The organism is Acidimicrobiales bacterium (genome assembly GCA_016794585.1).
GTDB lineage: Bacteria > Actinomycetota > Acidimicrobiia > Acidimicrobiales > DATDAH01 > JAEUJM01.
Window position 1 is genome coordinate 185,220 of sequence record JAEUJM010000032.1, and the last position, 17,469, is coordinate 202,688.

Sequence of the window (17,469 nt, forward strand, 5' to 3'; positions counted from 1 at the left end):
GCGGTATCCGCGCAGACCGTAGCCCTGTATCGCCGTTGGTATCGCCCGTGGATACCAACGGGCCCGTCGCCGGTGGTCCCCTGAGCGTCGTCGCCCGACAACCGGGCCCGATCCCAGGAGGGAACCCATGAGCCAACGCATCGGTGCCGCTGCCGGCATCCTCTTCATCGTCCTCAGCTTCGCCACGCTGGGACTGGCGCCGCCGCCCCCCGGTCTCGACGCGACGCCGGCGGAGGTCGTCGAGCACTTCGCCGACAACACGGGGGGGCTCCAGGCCATGAGCCTGCTCTTCGCCTTGGCCATCGCCGCCGCCACCGTGTGGTTCGGCGCGGTCCGCGCCCACGTGTGGACGGGCGGGGACTCCGCGCCGTGGGCCCCGGTCGCGACGGTGGGCATGGCGGTGGTCGCCGTCTCCTGGCTGCTGATCGGCGCGATCGTGAGCGCGACGGCGCTCCAGCTCGAGGACCTCGACCCGGGGACCGTCCTCTTCGCCGGCACGCTGACGGACATGGCGAACTTCGCCAGCCAGCTCGGCATCGCACTGCTGGCCCTCGGGGTGAGCGCCGGTGCCCGCGAGCGACGGTCCCTCCCGACCTGGCTCGTGGTGGTCGGCGCCGTGATGGCCGCGATCTCCCTGCTCTCCACCGCCGGCTTCGCCACGGACGCGGCGTGGGTGGAGGCCACCCTCTACGCCTCCTGGCTGCCCTTCGTCGTGTGGTTCGTCGGCGTGTCAGTCGTGATGTGGCGGGCGGCGCCCGCTGAGGTGTCTGCCGCGGCCTGACGCGCGCCGGGGTCGGCGCCTTCCGGGTACTCCCCTCTGTTCTGGACCGCACGGGGGAGTACCCGGAACGAGGCGTTGCGCCAGCCGGGGCGCTGCGTACGGCACCTACCATCCGGGGGTGGGCACCCGCGCGATCCGCACGATCACCGAGCCGGCGCGGGAGGTGCCGGTCGTCGCCGAGGCCGACGTCGTCGTGGTGGGGTCCGGGCCGGGCGGGCTGTCCGCCGCGCTGGCCGCCGCCCGTGCCGGCGCCGACGTCGCCCTGGTCGAGCGCTTCGGCTGCTTCGGGGGCAACATCACCGCCGTCGGGGTCGAGGGGTTCGCCTGGTACCGCCACGAGCGCACGGTGGAGGCCGGCGGGCTGGCCGCCGAGTTCGAGGCGCGCGCCGCGGCCATGGGCGCCGCTGTGCCCGAGAGCCAGTCGCAGTCCTACGAGCTCGACTCCGAGGGCTTCAAGGTGGTGGCCGACCGCCTCGTCGAGGAGGCTGGCGTTCGCCCGATGCTCCACCGGGCCTTCGCCGCGCCGATCCTGGACGGCGACGTCGTCGCGGGGATCATCGTCGAGTCCAAGGCCGGGCGCGAGGCGATCGCCGCGCGGGTGGTCATCGACGCCACCGGCGACGCCGACGTCGCCCACCGGGCCGGCGCCCCCACGCGGCGCACGCCCCGCGAGGAGATGATGGCGGCCTCGGTCATGTTCCACCTCGCCGGGGTGGACAAGCGCCGCTTCCTCGAGGGGGTGGCCGCCGACCCCCAGACCTACGCCGACTGGAGCGGGCCCGACGCCTGGTCCATCGAGACGAGCGGCAAGGAGGACGGCCTCTTCTCGCCCTTCCTCAAGAAGCCGTTCGACCGGGCCATCGCCGATGGCCTGCTGCCCGCCGACCTGACCACCATCGCCGGCACCTGGGGGGCGATGCACGACTCGGGCGAGCTCACCTACCTCAACGTGTTGCACCTCGACGCCTGCGACGGCACCGACCCCGACGACCTCACCCGCACCGAGATGGAGGGCCGGCGCCAGGCGCTGCTCGCCATCGAGGCGCTACGCCGCTACACGCCCGGATGCGAGGACGCCCGCCTCCGCAACTTCGGCATGACCGTGGGCATCCGTGACACCCGCAAGATCGAGGCCCGCTACGACCTCACCGAGGACGACGTGCGCCACGAGGGTCGCTTCGACGACAGCATCGGCATCTTCCCCGAGTTCATCGACGGCTACGGCGTGCTCATCCTGCCCACGACCGGCCGGTACTTCCAGGTGCCGTACCGCTGCCTCCTACCCACCGGGGTGCGCGGTCTGCTCGTCGCCGGCCGGGCCACCGGGGGTGACGCACTGAGCCATGCCGCCACCCGCAACATGGCCTGCTGCGCGGTCACCGGCCAAGGCGCCGGCGTGGCCGCGGCGCTGGCCGTGCGCTCCGGGGTGGACGTGAGCGACGTGGACCTCGGTGCGTTGCAGGCCGAACTGGCTCGACAGGACGTCCGTCTGGCCTGACCGCGGGCGGGGCGGGCCCGATTGATGCAAACGGATCAATTGCCGCCGGGAGGGCGTGCCGCAGCTTGAGACGGAGGTCAACGGGGCCGACAGAGTCGAAAGGGGGCGGCGAGGACGACGACGGACGGGAACCGTGCTGCCCACCACCATGCTGCCCACGACGAGGACGACGGCGCCGACACCGGCGCAACTGCTCGCCGCGCTGCCCCAGGCACTGATCGCCACGGACCTCGACGGGCGCGTCACCTGGTGGACCGGTGCCGCGGAGGCGCTCTACGGCTGGTCCGCGGGGGAGGCGGTCGGGCGGCCGGTCTCCGAGCTGATCGTCCCGGAGCCGATCCGGGACCACGCGGCCCGGTTGCGGGGGGAGGCCCTGTCGGGCACCCCGTACGCCGGTCACTTCACCCTCTGCCGCAAGGACGGCTCGACCTTCCCCGCCCACGTCATGAACTCGCCGGTGTGCGACGAGGACGGCGTCGTGGTGGGGCTGCTCGGGATCGCCCACGACAGTACCGAGGCGCTCGCGGCCACCCAGGCGCTCGCCGAGCGGGAGGCCCGGTACCGCGGCATCGTCGACACCTCCCTCGAGGGGATCTGGATGCTCGATCCCGACGGGCGCACGACGTTCGCCAACCGGCGCCTCGGGGTGCTGCTCGGCGTCGGGCCCGACGAGCTGGCCGTCTCCACGGTGTTCGACTTCGTCCGCCCGGAGAACCACGCCGGCGTGCGGCGGGTGCTCGGCGAGCTCCGTCGGGGAGACTCCGCCCAGTTCGAGACCTCCCTGATCCGAGGGGACGGGACCGAGGTCCCGGTCGACCTGGTGGCCAGCTCGCTGCGCGACGACCATGGTGTCCACCTCGGCGCGTTGGCCATGGTGGCCGACGCCACCGAACGCCAGGCGAGCCTCGCCGCCCTCCGCGCGCAGGAAGAGCGCTTCCGCCAGGTGTTCGACCAGGGCCCGCTCGGCGGGGCCATCGTCGGCCTCGATGGCCGGATCCAGCGGGCCAACACCGCGCTGTGCCGGCTGCTCGGGTACGACGCGAAGGAGCTCGAGGGTCGCACCGTCGAGGACATCACCCACCCGGAGGACATCGCCACCGACCTCGAGCTCCTCGAGCGCCTCTCCGTGGGTGAGATCAGCGACTACCAGCTCGAGAAGCGCTACCGCCGTCGGGACGGCAGTGTCCTGGTCGGGCGTCTCACGGTGACCCTCGTGCGGACGGCCGAGGGCGAGCCGCTGCACGCCATCGGCCAGATCGAGGACGTCACCGCCACCGCGGAGGCGGCCCGCACCATCGCCGAGCAGCAGGAGCGCCTCACCCGCACGCTCGAGGCGGGGGGCATGGCGGCGTGGGAGATCGACCTCGACACCGGTGCGTACACGGTGGCCGACAACCTGAGCGCGGTGTTCGGCACCTCGCCCGACCTCCCCCCCGAGGCCACCCTCGAGGAGTTCATCAGTCGCGTCCACGCCGACGACCTCGACCTCTTCCTCGCGGCGGCCACCGAGGAAGGCCATGAGGGCGCGCCCGACGGGTTCGCGGTCGAGTACCGGGTCGAGAAGCACGGGGGCGAGGCGTGGATGCGCACGCAGGGCGAGTTCGTGCGCGATGCGTCGGGTCGCACGGTGGCCATCCGGGGCATCTCGACCGACGTCGCCGAGCAGCGCCGCCACCAGGAGCTGCGCTCGGAGGCCGCCGAGGTCTATCGCCGGATCGTCGAGGCGTCGAGCGACGCGTTCGTGGGTGCGGACCCGAGCGGCCTGATCACCGACTGGAACCCGGCGGCGGCGGAGATGTTCGGCTGGGCGGCCGCCGAGGTGGTGGGCACCAGCCTGGTCGACCACCTGTTCCCCGAGGGCGATCGTGCGCTGTACCGCGCGCACCTGGCCGCCCTGCTCCCGGAGGGCGGCGACGACGAGCTGCTCATCCCCGAGCGCATGGAGGTGACCGCTCGCCACCGTTCGGGATGGCTGTTCCCGGTGGAGGTGTCCATGGTCACCGTGCGCCAAGGCGGACAGACCGAGGTCCGGGCCTTCGTGCGCGACATCACCGAGCGCCGCGCCCACGAGACCGAGCTCACCGAACGGGCCCTCACCGACCAGCTCACCGGCCTTCCCAACCGGACGCTGCTCGCCGATCGCCTGGCGACGGCCATCTCTGCGATCGGGCGCCGGGGACGGGGCGCCGCGGTGCTGTTCATCGACGTCGACCGCTTCAAGGTGGTCAACGACAGCCTCGGCCACCGCACCGGCGACAACCTCCTCGTGGCCCTCGCCGACCGCTTGCGGACCTCGGTCCGCCCGGACGACACCGTGGCCCGACTCGGGGGCGACGAGTTCGTCGTCCTGTGCCAGGACCTCGAGCACCAGGCGGAGGCGGTCGAGGTCGCCGAGCGAATCTTCTCGGTGCTGGAGGAGCCCTTCGTCCTCGGCACCCGTGTGCACCGGGTGGACGTGAGCATCGGCATCGCCCACGCCGAGTCGTCCGCCGTCGAGGCCGAGGACCTCCTCCGCGACGCCGACGTCGCCATGTACCAGGCGAAGGCCGCCGGCGGCGGCCGCATCGAGGTGTTCACGACGCTGCTCCGCGAGCGGGCCCGCCGGCGCCTCGACCTGGAGGACGAGCTGCGCACGGCGCTGGCCCACGAGCACCTCCAGGCCCACTACCAGCCCGTGCGTGACCTGGCCGCGGTCGGCGCCGGCGGCATCGTCGGCTTCGAGGCGCTCGTGCGGTGGCACCACCCCGCCCGGGGGGTCATCGAGCCCGGCGAGTTCATCGGCGTCGCCGAGGAGACCGGGCTCATCTCGCCCCTCGGGGAGCTGGTGCTCGACCAGGCCTGTGCCCAGGTGGCCGCCTGGCGGCGCCGACCGCGCCACGAGCACCTGACCATGGCCGTGAACCTGTCGGGGCGCCAGCTGACCGAGCCCGGGGTGGCCGAGATCGTCGACGCCATCCTCCGGCGTCACGACCTGCCCGCGTCCGCGCTGTGCCTCGAGATCACCGAGAGCATGTTGATGGCGGACTCGGCGGCGGCGGCCGCGTCCCTGCACGAGCTCCACGACCTCGGTGTCACGCTCGCGGTCGACGACTTCGGGACGGGCTACTCCTCGTTGCTCTACCTGCGGCGCTTCCCCGTCGGGATCCTCAAGCTCGATCGGGCCTTCGTCTCCGGACTCGGGTCCAACGGCGCCGACGAGGCCATCGTGGGCTCGATGATCGACCTCGCCCACTCCCTCGGCATGACCGCCGTGGCCGAGGGGGTCGAGACCCCCGGTCAGCTCGCCGCACTGCGGCGCCTCGGTTGCGACCACGCCCAGGGCTACCTCTGGTCGGCGCCGGTCGCCGCGGCCACCGCCGACCGCCTCCTCGAGCACGGCTGAGGTCGGGTCGTGCCCCGCTCGGGGTAGGGGCAGGTCACCGACGATCGTCGGCCCGCGCCCGGCGCCGGCCGTGAGGAGGCAGTGATGGCGACGCGACCTGGCGTGGTGGTCCCGGGGCTCGACCCCGAGTTCGTGCGGGGAGTCGATCCGGCCCGACCGGTGCCCACCCTTGACGACCACGTCGCCGCCGGGGGCGGGGCGGGCCTCGACGCCGCCCGACGAGCCGGAGGTGACGCCGTGCTGGGGGCACTCGCGGCAAGTGGACTCCGCGGGCGCGGCGGCGCCGGCTTCCCGACCGCCACGAAGTGGGCGACGGTCGCCGCCAACCGGTCGGCTGACCTGTCGGCCACGGTCGTGGTCAATGCGGCCGAAGGTGAGCCCGGCACGTTCAAGGACCGGGCCATCCTTCGCGCCAACCCCTTCGCCGTGCTCGAGGGTGCCCTCGTCGCCGCCGGCGTGGTCGGCGCCGACACCGTTGTCGTGGCGGCCAAGGCCTCGTTCTCGGAGGAGTTGGCACGCGTGCGGTCGGCCATCGCCGAGGTCCGCGCCGCCGGATGGGCCGACGGGGTCGCCCTCGAGGTGGTCGAGGGCCCCGCCGCCTACCTGTTCGGCGAGGAGACGGGGCTGCTCGAGGTGCTCGGCGGACGGGGCCCGTTCCCTCGGGTCGCTCCGCCGTACCGACACGGGCTCGACACCCCGATGGACGCCCACTCCTCGGGCCGGGTCCCCATGGCGGGGACAGGCGAGCGCACCGCCGCCGCGCCGACCCTGGTGAACAACGTCGAGACCTTCGCCAACGTCGCCGGGATCGTGCTCGAGGGGCCCGACTGGTACCGCGACGTCGGCACGCCCGAGTCGCCGGGCACCGTCGTGTGCACGGTCACCGGCGCCGCGGACCGACACGGCGTCGGCGCGTTCCCCATGGGAACGCCGCTGCGGGTCGTACTCGACACCATCGGCGGCGACGGCACCGCCGACCGGGCCGTGGCCGTGCTCTCCGGCGTGGCCAACCCGCTGCTCCCGGCGGACCGCCTCGACACGCCCGTGTCGTTCGAGGGTCTGGCCGGCGCCGGCGCCGGTCTCGGATCGGCCGGCTTCGTGGTGTTCGACGAGCGCGACGACCTCGCCGCCGTGGCCGAGGGCGTGTCGCGCTTCCTCGCGGTGGAGTCGTGCGGGCAGTGCACCCCGTGCAAGGAGGACGGGCTGGCCATCGCCGACACCCTGCTGCGGGTCCGCACCTCCGCCGCCACCGAGTTGGACCTCGTCGCCCTGGCCGACCGCACCGCCACCGTCGGTCTCGAGGCGCGCTGCTCGCTTGCCAGCCAGCACCAGGTGGTGGTCGAGAGCGTGCTCCGCCACTTCCCCGGCGCCCTCGACGCGCACGTCCACGGCGACGCTCCCGGCGGCGAGCCGTACCCGGTCGCGCCGCTCGCGGGGTTCGACGATGAGGGCCGCGCCGTGCTCGACGGCGCCCAGGAGCGCAAGCGACCCGACTGGACCGTCGGGAGCGACCCGTGGGCGCCCGGCGACGAGTGGTCGGGCGAGTTCCCGGCCGCCTCCGGCGCCGCCGAGGGGATCGGGCTCGAGGGCTGACGACGGCGCCGCCCGTGTGGTCAGCCGCCGGAGAGCGCTTGCATCAGCGTCACCTCGTCGGCGGGGTCGAGCGGTGTGGTCAGGTCCCGGACGACGTCCTCGTTGACGAACACCTTCATGTGCTGGCGGAGGCGGCCCTGCTCGTCGACCACGCGGAAGCGCAGGCCGGGGAACTGGCGGTCGAGGTCGGCCAGCACCTCGGCGACCGTGGCGCCCTCGGCCTCCACGTTCGCGGCCTGTGCGGTGTAGGACCGCAACGGAGTGGGGATGCGCACCCTCATCGCTCGAGCGGGTCGGCCACCTCGAGCGAGTACACCTCGGGCAGGTGGGCGAGGACGGGCGCCCAGGTGGTGCCGTCGTCGCCGCTGGCCCAGAGCTCGCCGCTGGTGGTCCCGAAGTACACGCCCACCGGGTCCATGGCGTCCACCCCCATGGCCTGGCGCTTCACCGTGAACCAGCCGCGGGCGGGCAGGCCGAGGTCGAGTCGGCTCCAGGACTCCCCGGCGTCGCCGGTGCGGTACACCGCGGGCCGGCCCCCCGGGCTGGTGCGCGGCCAGACGTCGGTGCCGTCCATCGGGAACACCCACGCGGTGTCCGGGTCGCGCGGGTGGAGCTCGATGGGGAAGCCGATGTCGCCGACGGCCTCGGGCATGTTGTCGCCCACCCGGTGCCAGCGGCCCTCGGGACGGTCCATCCGGTAGATGCCGCAGTGGTTCTGCTGGTAGAGGCGGTCCGGGGCGAGGGGGTGGAGGCGCACGCAGTGCGGGTCGTGGCCGTACTCGGGGTCGGGCACCGGTGCGAAGAGGGCGAGGCACCCCTGGTTCAGCGGCGCCCAGTCGGCGCCACCGTCGGTCGACTCGAAGACGCCACCCGACGAGAGGCCGAGGTAGAGGTGCTGCGGGTCCCGCGGGTCGACCAGCACGGAGTGGAGCATCGAGCCGTCCGGGGTGTTCTCCTCGGGCCACTCGCACCACGTCTCCCACATCGGGTGGTCGTTCCAGCCGTCCACCGGTGCCCAGGTGTCGCCGTCGTCGTCGCTGCGGAACAGGCCCTGGGGGGAGGCGCCCGCGTACCAGGTGCCGGGCTCGTCGGCGTGGCCGGGGGTGAGCCAGAACACCGAGCGCACGCTGCGCTCGAGGCGGTCGCCCGTGGTGAACGCCGGCGGCCGTGAGGCCTCGGTGAAGGTGCGCCCGAGGTCCGTCGTGCGGAACACGGTGGGACCGAGGTGGCCCGTGCGGGAGGCCACCAGCAGGGTGGTGCGGTCGCGCGGGTCCACCATCGCGTGCTGGACCACGTTGCCGAGCAGGAGGGGGCCCTTGACCTGCCAGCCGTCCGCGGACCGGTCGGCGTCGGCGCCGAGGAGCCACAGCCCCTTGCGGGTGCCGACGACGAGCACGGGCCCCTCGGGTGGGCGCTCCGACGGCACGGGGGTGGCGTCGGCGTGCTCGCCGAGCGCCTCCCACTCGGCCCCGGTGGACACGGTCGTCGGCGTCGACATGGCCCCGGAGGCTAGGTCGTCGCCCTCGGCCCTGCCGGGGGTCGGGGGATCGGGCGCAATCGGTGCGTCGGGAGCGTCGGGAGCCATGTCGGGAAGACGGGCGAGGCCGTCCGGACTCATCGCGACCGAGCGCCCGGGGCCCCGGAGACGGACGGGGTCAGGGTGCCGGCGCGAGCACGACGTCCGCGGTGGCGCCCGTCCCCGCCGTGACCGTCAGGGGGTCGGCGTCGGGCCAGCTGCCGGCGTCGTCGAAGTACTCCCAGCGGCGATCGCCCGACGGGTCGACGACGGCCAGCCGGTACTCGCCGGCGGCCAGGCCGGTGAGGGTGTAGTGCCCGGCGGCGTCGGTGGTGGTGGCCCGCGACGGCGTCCCTCCCGCGGTCATGGACATCACCCACGCGCCCGCGACGGGCCCGGTGGCGTCCGTGACGCTGCCGGTGATGGCCCCGGGGGCGATCGGGGAGCCCCCGAGCGCGACGTCCACCGTGACGGTGTCGCCGGGCGCGACCACCACGTCGTCGGCCGGGTCGATGGAGGGGTCGTCCTGGTGGTACTCGAAGGCGTTCGCCGCGGAGGGGTCGAGCACGCCGATCGCGTACCGGTCGGGGGCCGGCACCGAGAGGTCGTAGGCGCCGGCGGCGTCGGTGAGGTCGCCGAGCAGGATCGGCGGGTCGGCCCGGTAGTCGATGGCGTGCACCATCGCGCCGACCAGGGGGTCGCCGTGCGCATCGGTCACGGTCCCCACCACGTGCGCGCGGGTCGGTGCCGTGAGGGTGAAGGTGTCGACGGTGGCGCCGCCCACGGTGCGGAAGGCGCCGGTGAGCGAGGTGGCGCTGGCGTCGACGAAGAGGGCGCCGTAATCGGCGTTGTAGCGCACCTGGCTGCCGGCGACCGGCGTCGTGAAGCCGTACGGCGACTGGCCGCCGAGCCCGTCGACCACGTACGTCAGCGTGGTGCCGTCGGTGTCGTCGTCCCGGACGATGCGCTCGTAGGTGTGGTCGTGGCCGTTGAGGACGAGGTCGGCCCCCCACGCCTCGAACGGCCACTGGAGGGTGGTGTTGCTGCCATGGCCGTTCGACGAGGAGAACGCAGCGTGGTGGAACACGACCACGTTCCACGGCGAGGGTGACGCGGCCAACCCGTTGCGCAGCCACGTGGCCTGGGCGGACGAGGCGGAGCGGCCCGCCGGCTCGGAGGGGTCGCTGTTGACGAAGAACAGGTGCACCGGCCCCTGCACCACGTCGTAGTAGCGCTCGTTCCCGGAGGGTCGCAGGGACGTGGTGCCGGCCCCGGGGAGCGTGTACGAGGCCAGGTAGTCGGCGAGGCCCCCGCCGTCGCTGATGTCGTGGTTGCCGAGCGCGGGGAAGAAGCGGTTGGTGGCGCTGCCGGCGCCGTAGGCGCCGCTGTAGCCGCCGATGAACGAGTGGTAGTACTGCCCGACGGCGACGTCCTGGCCGGCCGACCCGTACGCGTTGTCGCCGACCGTGGCCACGAAGTCGGGGTCGTCGGCCGCCACCATCGCGGCGACGGCGGCCTCGTGGCTGTTGTTCGAGCCCATGTCGCCGACCACCGCGAAGTGCACGGTGGCCGGGGTCGAGGTGGGGGCGGTGGTCGACCCCGGGGACCGGTCGGCGATCACGGCGACGGCGAGCACGGCGCCGGCGAGGAGGATTGCGATCAGCACCGCTCGCTGCCCGCGTCGACCGGTGCGCGATGTCGCGCGCCCTGCCCTGGCCTCCCGGCCTGCACCGCCCCCGGTCACCGCGCCACGCTACCCACCGGCGGGTGCGCCGCCTGGCGGCGGGGCGCGACGGGCGCCCGCCCCGCCGCCGCAGCGTCGGGACGGGCGCCCGTGGAGGGACGACCGGTCGGGTCAGTCGGTCGTGGTCGTGGCGGGGCGGTCGGGCAGTTCGATGTCGCAGGCCGCGGCGGCGTCGCGGAATGCCTGACGCTGCTCGTCGGTGGGGCGCTCGCCGCGGGCCGGCCGTTCGAGGCCCTGGTCCTGGAGGCACTGCCGCTGCTCGTCGGTCAGGTTGCGGAGGAACCGTCGCGCGGGGCCCCGGCGACCGATCGGCAGCTCGATGCCGCACGCCTCGGCGGCGTCCTTGGCGGCCTGGATCTGCTCGTCGGACGGGCGCTGGCCGAGCGGCGGGCGCTCGACGCCCTGGTCGGCGAGGCACTGGCGCTGCTCGTCGGTGAGGCGGGCTCGGCCGCCCCGCCCGTTGGCGGCCTCGGTGTCGGTCTGCGCGCCCGCCGGGAGGGCGAACAGCCCGGCGACCAGGGCGACGGCGGCGAGGGCGAGTGCGGCGACGAGGCCGAGCCGCCGCGCCGCGCCGGTGGGGGACCGGTGGGGAGTGGAGGGGAGGGACATGGTGGTGCTCCTTGTTCGGGGTGACGGCGTGGCCGACGTGACCACCCCTTCAGCGTCGAGGACGACCTTGAGGGAACGCCCTCAAGAAGCTTGAGAATCGGGTGAGAGCGCGAGGGTGGCGACCGTGCCGGGGCCCCCGTCGGCGGGCGCCTCGATCCAGGCCCGGCCCCCGTGGTCCGCGGCGACCTGGCCGACGATGGCGAGCCCGAGCCCGGAGCCCGGCACGGACTGCGCGTCGCGTCCGCGGGCGAAGCGCTCGAACACCCGCTCGCGCTCGTCGGGGGGCACCCCGGGGCCGTGGTCGCGCACCGCCACGGTGCCGGCGTGCACCGTCACCTCGATGGCGGTCCCGACGGGGTTCCACTTGCAGGCGTTGTCGACCAGGTTGGTGACGGCCCGTTCGAGCGCGGCGGCGTCGCCGAGGACGGTGCTCGCGTCCGTCGAGACCTCGATGACCTGCCCCGTGCGCCGCCGGGCGCGGGCCGCCACCGCCCCCGCGACGTCGCCGAGGTCCACCGTCGTGCGGACCCCGGCGGCGCTGCGGGCGTCGGTGGCCAGCTCGACCAGCTCGCTGGACAGGTGGGTCAGCTCGCTGAGCTCGTCGAGGGCGTGGTCGTACAGCTCGTCGCGCTGCTCGGCCGGGAGCGCCTCGTCGGGCGACCGGTCGGCCCGCCGCAACAGCTCGATGGTCGTGCGCAGGCTGGTCAGCGGCGTGCGCAGCTCGTGGCTGGCGTCGGTGACCAGGCGCTGCTGCTGAGCCCGCGACGCCGCCAGCGCCGCCAGCATGGTGTTGAAGCTGGTGGTCAGGCGCCCCACCTCGTCGGGGGTCGCGCGAGCGGGCAGGGGCGCCGTGAGGTCCTGGTCGCGGGCGACCCGCTCGGCCGCTTCGCTCAACCGGTCGATCGGCCGCAGCGCCCGCTTGGCCACCAGCAGGCCGATGAGCGTGGCCGCCAGCACGCCGATCGCGGCCGTCGTGGTCAGCACGAACGCCAGGGACCGCAGGGTGCGATCGGTCCCGGTGACGTCACGGCCGATCTGCACGGCGCCGCCTCCCTCGACGGCCTGGGTGGCGACCCGGAAGTGGTCGCCGTCCACGCGGGCGTTGCGCACGAACGAGCCCTCGCCCTCGGTGGCGGCGGCGAGGTCGACGGGTCGCACGGGCAGCTCGGCGCCGGCCAGCGTCGTCACCCGCCCGTCGACCCCCACCAGCTGCACGGAGAGGTCCTGGAGGAGCGCGACCCGGATGCCGGGGACCTCCCGTTGGGGGCGGGGTCGGGTGGTGCCGCGCGCCGGTGAGGTCCGCTGCACGTACTCCGTCACGGTGGCCAGCTCGGCGACCCCCTCTGCCCGGGAGGCCAGGGCGTCGTCGATGTCGGCCCGGAGGCGGTGGTGGGTGGCGAGCCAGGCGACGCCGACGGTGACCACGACGGCGGCGGCGACGGCGCCCGCGACCACGACCGCCAGACGGGCCCGCAGCGTCATCCGGGCTGCTCCCGGGCCACGAAGCCCACGCCCCGCACGGTCTGGAGGAGGCGGGGGCCGCCGTGCTCCTCGGTCTTGCGGCGCAGGTACCCGATGTAGACGTCGAGCGAGCTCGCCGTCCCGAAGTCGTAGCCCCACACCCGATCCGAGATCACCTCGCGGGTGAGCACCTGTCCCGCGTTGCGCAGGAGCAGTTCGAGGAGCGACCACTCGGTGCGGGTCAGCTCGACGAGGTGTCCCGCTCGTCGGACCTGGTGGGCGCCCACGTCCATCACGAGGTCGGCGAGCACGAGCTGCTCGCCGCCCGTCTCGGCACCGTTGTCGCCCTGTCGCCGAAGCAGCGCCCGCACCCGGGCCAGCAGCTCCTCGAGGGCGAAGGGCTTCACGAGGTAGTCGTCGGCGCCGGCGTCGAGGCCGGCCACGCGGTCGGCCACGGCGTGACGGGCGGTGAGCACGAGGATGGGGGTCCGGTCGCCACGGCCCCGGAGCTCGCGGCAGACCGCGAGGCCGTCGAGGCGGGGCATGGTGACGTCGAGCACCACCGCGTCGGGCCGGTCGGCGGCGATCGCGGCGAGGGCGGCGACGCCGTCCGTGGCGGTGGGAACGGTGTACCCCTCGAACTCGAGGGCGCGGCGGACCGAGAGCAGGATGCCCGGGTCGTCGTCCACCAGCAGCACGCGCACCTCCGCATGGTGACACCCCACCTTGAGAACTTCCGAAGATCGTCGCTCGGGGTCGAAGGTGCCACGATGGCCGGGTGGAGCGAGGTCGCCGACAGGGCCGTGGGGCGGGCCGGGGCGAGGGGTCCCTCCCCATCGATCCCGATCTCGACCCGGCCGACGTCTCCGAGCCGTCGGCCTCGCACCGACCGGTCGCCCGCTCGGGCCCGGCCCCTCGGCGCCGGGCCCCCTCGGTGCTCGCCGCCATCGCCCTGGGCGGGGTGTTCGGCGCGCTCGCGCGCTACGCCGTCGCCGAGCAGTTCGGGCCGAGCGCGAGCGGGTTTCCGTGGGCCACGTTCTGGACGAACGTGACGGGCAGCCTGGCCCTGGGCTTCGTCCTCGTCGCCGTCCTCCATCGGTTCCCGTCGTCGAGCCACCTCCGGCCCTTCGTCGCCACCGGCTTCCTCGGGTCGTTCACAACGTTCTCCACCTTCGTGGTCGAGACCGACCTGCTCGTGGACAACGGCCACCTCGACGTCGCCGCCGCCTACGTGGTGGCCAGCCTGGTGGTGGGCCTCGCCGCCACCGCGGTCGGCATGGTCGGTGGGCGCCTGGTGCCCGTCGCGGGACCGGCGTCGTGAGCCTCGTCGCGGTGGTGGGCGTCGCCGTCGCCGGTGCCGTCGGGGCCCCGGCCCGGTACCTGGTGGACGGCTTCGTCCAGGACCGCAGCGCCGGGTCGTTCCCCTGGGGGACCCTCGTGGTGAACGTCCTCGGCTCGTTCGCGTTGGGTGTGATCACCGGCCTCGTCGTGCACCACGACTTCGGCGGCGCCCCCCGCCTCTGGCTGGCGACCGGGCTGTGCGGCGCCTTCACCACCTTCTCCACCTTCTCCTGGGAGACCGTCCGCCTCCTGGAGGAGGGTGAGTGGTTGCAGGCCCTGGTGAACGTCGGGGGCTCGCTCGCGGCCGGTCTCGCCGCGGCGGCCGCGGGCATGACCGCGGTCTACCTGCTGGGCTGACTCGCGCCGGGTGCCGGGCGACGCCCCACCGCCGTCAGCCAGGGGCGAAGAAGGGGTCGTCCGGTCGGATGCGATCCGAGCCGATCAGGGAGCGGCGGTGGTGTCGGTCGCGGGCGGAGCGGTCTCCGACGGGACGGTGGTGGCGGCCTGCTGCGCGGCGGCGTCGGCGGCCGCCTCGAACGACGCGGTGAACGCCGCCAGGGTGGCGGTGTCCACCGACATGGTGGCCAGCGCCCGGCCGATGGCCTCGGCGTCGGCGCTGTCGCGGGCCTGCGCCACCATCTGGATGAAGTAGGGGTCGCCGTTGTTGGGGGCCGCGGCCACGAGCACCCACGCCCGCTGGTCGTCGCCGCAGTTGACGAAGAACTGGGCCTTGCCCGTGTACTGCCCGGTGGCGAGGTCGCGGACGGGCAGGGCCTGGCAGTCGTCGGCGATGGTGGTGCCCTCCCGGGGGTCGCGCGTGCCCGAGGAGAGCGAGCCGTCGGCCGACTGCTGGATCAACGTGGTGAAGCCCGGGAGCGTCGGGTACTGCGACCCGCCGACGGGGGCGGCGAAGAAGTTGATGACGGGCGCCGACTCGATGGGCGCGCCGAAGTCGGTGGCAACCCGGATGGTCGTCTGCGGGGGGCCCGAGGGCGTGGGTTCCACGTCGCCGAACGCCGCCGGTGCCTCGATGGTGGTGACGCCGGTGTTGTCGCAGCGGACCACGAACTCGCCGTAGGGCTCGGCGTCGGCGAGGGAGGCCTGACGGACGAGGTTGGTGACGAGCACCTCGATGCCGGTGGGCACGGTCTGGTCCTCGGTGACCTCGTCCTTGCACAGCACCCGGGGCACCGAGCCCTTGGGCACGTCGATGGCGACGACGGTGGTGGTGGCGCCGGTCTCGGGGTCGACCCCCGCGCTCTCGTCACCGCTGCCGCAGCCGGTCGCCAGGCTCACGAGGGCCAGCGCGGCCAGCACGCCCGCGGCGGCCCGCGTCCCCCGGTGAACGCCGGCGCCGCCCTCGCGCGCGTTCAGGGCCCGTTGTGGTGACACGGGCGGTGACGCTACTCATCGTTCGGTCGCTGCGGAAAGCGCCACCGGTGTACATCACTGTCCGCCGGTCGTGCTCCGGTCGTGCGCCCCTGCGCCCGGCCCGACGGCGTCTCCGGGGCACGAGCGCCGCCCGGGCGCGATGCTCGTGCGATGCCCGCACTCCGCTTCGGTGTCCTCGGCGCCGCCGCCATCGCCCCCAACGCGTTGACCAAGCCCGCGGCGGCGTCACCCGACGCCGAGGTGGTGGCCGTCGCCGCACGGGACCGGGCCCGGGCCGACGCGTTCGCCACCAAGCACGGGATCCCCCGGGTGCACGACTCCTACGAGGCGCTCCTGGCCGACCCGGAGATCGATGCGGTCTACAACCCGCTGCCCAACGGCCTGCACGGGCACTGGACCGTGGCCGCGCTCGACGCGGGCAAGCACGTCCTCTGCGAGAAGCCGTTCACCGCCAATGCCGACGAGGCCCGTGCCGTGGCCGACATGGCGCGGGGCACCGACCGGGTGCTGATGGAGGCCTTCCACTGGCGCTACCACCCCATGACCGCCCGCCTCCTCGAGATCGTGGGCAGCGGCGAGCTCGGCGAGCTGCGCCACGTCGCGGGCGCCTTCTGCTTCCCCCTGCCCCGCAAGGGCGACATCCGCTGGTCCGTGCCCCTCGCCGGTGGCGCCCTGATGGACGCCGGCTGCTACCCGGTCCACTGGGTGCGGACCGTGGCCGGGGCGGCGGGATTCGGTGAGCCCGAGGTGGTGTCGGCCGAGAGCGACGAGGGCTGGGGAGGGGTGGACCGGGCCACGCGGGCCCAGCTGGTTTTCCCCGACGGGCCCACCGGCGCGATCACCTGCTCGATGTGGTCGCGGCGGGTGGCGGCCATCTGGCTCCGGGTCGAGGGTTCCGACGGCGTGCTCAAGGCCCGCAACCCCCTCATGCCGCCGCTGCTCGGCCGCCTCGCGGTGCACACCGCCGCCGGCAAGCGGGTCGAGAAGCCCTGGCCGGGCACCACCTACTCCCACCAGCTCGCCGCGTTCGTGGCCGCGGTGCGCGAGGGCGCTCCCTTCCCCACCGGGGTGGACGACGCCATCGCCAACATGGCCGTCATCGACGCGATCTACCGGGCCGCCGGCCGGGAGCCGAACCAGCCCACCCCCGTCCCCTGATCGCTCGTCCCGGCATGCCGAGGGGCGGTCAGGCGGGGGTGCAGGCGGCCAGGAGGGTGTCGAGGATGAGGGCGCGCACGGCGTCGGCGTCGACGGCCTCGGCCACGTCGCAGGAGGCGGCGTCGGCGGGGGCGTGGTCCCGGGTGTCGACCACGGTCGTGCCCCGGCTGCCGCCGACCAGCTCGACATGGACGGGCCGGTGGGTGTGGGTGAACAGGTGGGGGTGGGTCACGGCGAGTACGGCGAGGGGGTCGTGCATCGGGCTGCCGGGGGCGGCGCCCGGGGTCGCGGCCCGGCCGTGGCGGCCGTAGTAGGCGAGCAGGTCGGCCAGGAAGGCCCCGCGGGTGGTGCCCGTGGCGCGCAGGGCGTCGCCGTCGGCGGCGGTCATGCGCACCTGGTGGGTGACGTCGAGGCCGGCCATGCGGAACGGGACCTGCGCCCCGGCCTCGAACACGATGGCGGCGGCCTCCGGGTCGGCCCAGACGTTGAACTCGGCCGTGGGCGTGACGTTGCCGGTGCGGTCGCCGCCGCCCATGAGCGAGATGCCGGCGATGCGGTCGAGCAGGGTCGGGTCGAGGCGCAGGGCCAAGGCGATGTTGGTCAGGGGCCCGACGGGCACGAGCCAGCAGCCGGGCCGGGCCCGGGTGGCGTCCAGCAGCACCTCGACGGCGTGCGCGGCGGCGACCGTCCGGGTGGGCGCCGGCAGCAAGGTGCCACCGAGGCCGGTCTCGCCGTGGACCGCCGGCGCGTGGCGGGCCGGCGCCACGAGGGGCCGTGGGCTTCCGGCGTGCACGGGGACGTCGATGGCGAACAGCTCGGTGACGGCGAGGGCGTTGCGGGTGACGTCGGCCAGCGGGGCGTTCCCGCTCACCGTCGTCACCGCCACCAGGTCGGTGAAGGCGGCAGCCACCACCAGGGCGACGGTGTCGTCGTGGCCCGGATCGCAGTCGAGGATCACCGCCGGCCGCTCACCCACGGTCCTGCCCTCCGCGCT

15 protein-coding genes are annotated in these 17,469 nt (G+C 74.4%); 7 read left to right on the top strand and 8 right to left on the bottom strand.

Annotated features, from left to right (window positions below; genetic code table 11):
* The first annotated feature begins 127 nt into the window (after positions 1 to 127).
* From JNK12_17060 to JNK12_17075, 4 genes are all read left to right on the top strand, one after another.
* Positions 128 to 781 carry a hypothetical protein gene (locus JNK12_17060; protein ID MBL8777655.1) on the top strand — a complete coding sequence of 218 codons (654 nt, stop codon included), beginning with the start codon at positions 128 to 130 and terminating at the stop codon, positions 779 to 781.
* A 118-nt stretch (positions 782 to 899) separates the two neighbouring features.
* Positions 900 to 2,279 carry an FAD-dependent oxidoreductase gene (locus JNK12_17065; GenBank protein ID MBL8777656.1) on the top strand — a complete coding sequence of 460 codons (1,380 nt, stop codon included), beginning with the start codon at positions 900 to 902 and terminating at the stop codon, positions 2,277 to 2,279.
* 133 nt (positions 2,280 to 2,412) lie between these two features.
* On the top strand, positions 2,413 to 5,661 hold the full coding sequence (locus tag JNK12_17070) for a PAS domain S-box protein (protein ID MBL8777657.1): 3,249 nt from the start codon (positions 2,413 to 2,415) through the stop codon (positions 5,659 to 5,661).
* An 84-nt stretch (positions 5,662 to 5,745) separates the two neighbouring features.
* The gene (locus JNK12_17075) at positions 5,746 to 7,254 is read left to right on the top strand and encodes a hypothetical protein (protein ID MBL8777658.1); all 1,509 of its coding nucleotides are present in this window, start codon (positions 5,746 to 5,748) and stop codon (positions 7,252 to 7,254) included.
* 20 nt (positions 7,255 to 7,274) lie between these two features.
* On the opposite strand, the gene JNK12_17080 is transcribed toward JNK12_17075, so the two are convergent.
* The 6 genes from JNK12_17080 to JNK12_17105 form a co-directional block, all read right to left on the bottom strand.
* The gene (locus tag JNK12_17080) at positions 7,275 to 7,535 is read right to left on the bottom strand and encodes a MoaD/ThiS family protein (GenBank protein MBL8777659.1); all 261 of its coding nucleotides are present in this window, start codon (positions 7,533 to 7,535) and stop codon (positions 7,275 to 7,277) included.
* Positions 7,532 to 8,752, bottom strand: a complete 1,221-nt coding sequence (locus JNK12_17085; protein MBL8777660.1) for a hypothetical protein — start codon at positions 8,750 to 8,752, stop codon at positions 7,532 to 7,534. Before JNK12_17085 ends, JNK12_17080 begins: the two co-directional genes overlap by 4 nt.
* 157 nt (positions 8,753 to 8,909) lie before the next feature.
* A complete protein-coding gene (locus JNK12_17090) occupies positions 8,910 to 10,436 on the bottom strand; it encodes a carboxypeptidase regulatory-like domain-containing protein (protein MBL8777661.1) in 1,527 nt (508 codons plus the stop codon).
* A 189-nt stretch (positions 10,437 to 10,625) separates the two neighbouring features.
* The gene (locus JNK12_17095) at positions 10,626 to 11,123 is read right to left on the bottom strand and encodes a hypothetical protein (GenBank protein ID MBL8777662.1); all 498 of its coding nucleotides are present in this window, start codon (positions 11,121 to 11,123) and stop codon (positions 10,626 to 10,628) included.
* Positions 11,124 to 11,204: 81 nt separating this feature from the next.
* A complete protein-coding gene (locus JNK12_17100; protein MBL8777663.1) occupies positions 11,205 to 12,605 on the bottom strand; it encodes a HAMP domain-containing protein in 1,401 nt (466 codons plus the stop codon).
* Complete coding sequence (locus JNK12_17105; protein ID MBL8777664.1) at positions 12,602 to 13,288, bottom strand: response regulator transcription factor; 687 nt, start codon at positions 13,286 to 13,288, stop codon at positions 12,602 to 12,604. The genes JNK12_17100 and JNK12_17105 overlap by 4 nt, the downstream gene beginning before the upstream one ends.
* Before the next feature lie 74 nt (positions 13,289 to 13,362).
* Here JNK12_17105 and crcB (JNK12_17110) point away from each other — a divergent pair, with 74 nt between their 5' ends.
* Both crcB (JNK12_17110) and crcB (JNK12_17115) read left to right on the top strand, forming a co-directional pair.
* Positions 13,363 to 13,905: a fluoride efflux transporter CrcB gene (crcB, locus tag JNK12_17110; GenBank protein MBL8777665.1), complete on the top strand. Its 543-nt coding sequence runs from the start codon at positions 13,363 to 13,365 to the stop codon at positions 13,903 to 13,905.
* Positions 13,902 to 14,282 carry a fluoride efflux transporter CrcB gene (gene crcB, locus JNK12_17115; protein ID MBL8777666.1) on the top strand — a complete coding sequence of 127 codons (381 nt, stop codon included), beginning with the start codon at positions 13,902 to 13,904 and terminating at the stop codon, positions 14,280 to 14,282. The genes crcB (JNK12_17110) and crcB (JNK12_17115) overlap by 4 nt, the downstream gene beginning before the upstream one ends.
* Before the next feature lie 84 nt (positions 14,283 to 14,366).
* On the opposite strand, the gene JNK12_17120 is transcribed toward crcB (JNK12_17115), so the two are convergent.
* Positions 14,367 to 15,317 carry a hypothetical protein gene (locus JNK12_17120; GenBank protein MBL8777667.1) on the bottom strand — a complete coding sequence of 317 codons (951 nt, stop codon included), beginning with the start codon at positions 15,315 to 15,317 and terminating at the stop codon, positions 14,367 to 14,369.
* Positions 15,318 to 15,467: 150 nt separating this feature from the next.
* Between JNK12_17120 and JNK12_17125 the strand changes: the two genes are divergently transcribed.
* Entirely contained in the window at positions 15,468 to 16,475 is a 1,008-nt protein-coding gene (locus tag JNK12_17125; protein ID MBL8777668.1) for a Gfo/Idh/MocA family oxidoreductase, read from the top strand.
* Between the two features lie 28 nt (positions 16,476 to 16,503).
* Here the strand turns inward: JNK12_17125 and JNK12_17130 are convergent, their stop codons facing one another.
* On the bottom strand, positions 16,504 to 17,451 hold the full coding sequence (locus JNK12_17130; GenBank protein ID MBL8777669.1) for a nucleoside hydrolase: 948 nt from the start codon (positions 17,449 to 17,451) through the stop codon (positions 16,504 to 16,506).
* Positions 17,452 to 17,469: the final 18 nt, after the last annotated feature.

Bases quoted from the DNA above. Each gene is read 5' to 3' on its own strand.
- JNK12_17060 (MBL8777655.1), top strand. From the start codon at position 128: ATGAGCCAACGCATCGGTGCCGCTGCCGGCATCCTCTTCATCGTCCTC.
- JNK12_17075 (MBL8777658.1), top strand. From the start codon at position 5,746: ATGGCGACGCGACCTGGCGTGGTGGTCCCGGGGCTCGACCCCGAGTTC.
- JNK12_17080 (MBL8777659.1), bottom strand. From the start codon at position 7,535: ATGAGGGTGCGCATCCCCACTCCGTTGCGGTCCTACACCGCACAGGCC.
- JNK12_17085 (MBL8777660.1), bottom strand. From the start codon at position 8,752: ATGTCGACGCCGACGACCGTGTCCACCGGGGCCGAGTGGGAGGCGCTC.
- JNK12_17095 (MBL8777662.1), bottom strand. From the start codon at position 11,123: ATGTCCCTCCCCTCCACTCCCCACCGGTCCCCCACCGGCGCGGCGCGG.
- JNK12_17100 (MBL8777663.1), bottom strand. From the start codon at position 12,605: ATGACGCTGCGGGCCCGTCTGGCGGTCGTGGTCGCGGGCGCCGTCGCC.
- JNK12_17125 (MBL8777668.1), top strand. From the start codon at position 15,468: ATGCCCGCACTCCGCTTCGGTGTCCTCGGCGCCGCCGCCATCGCCCCC.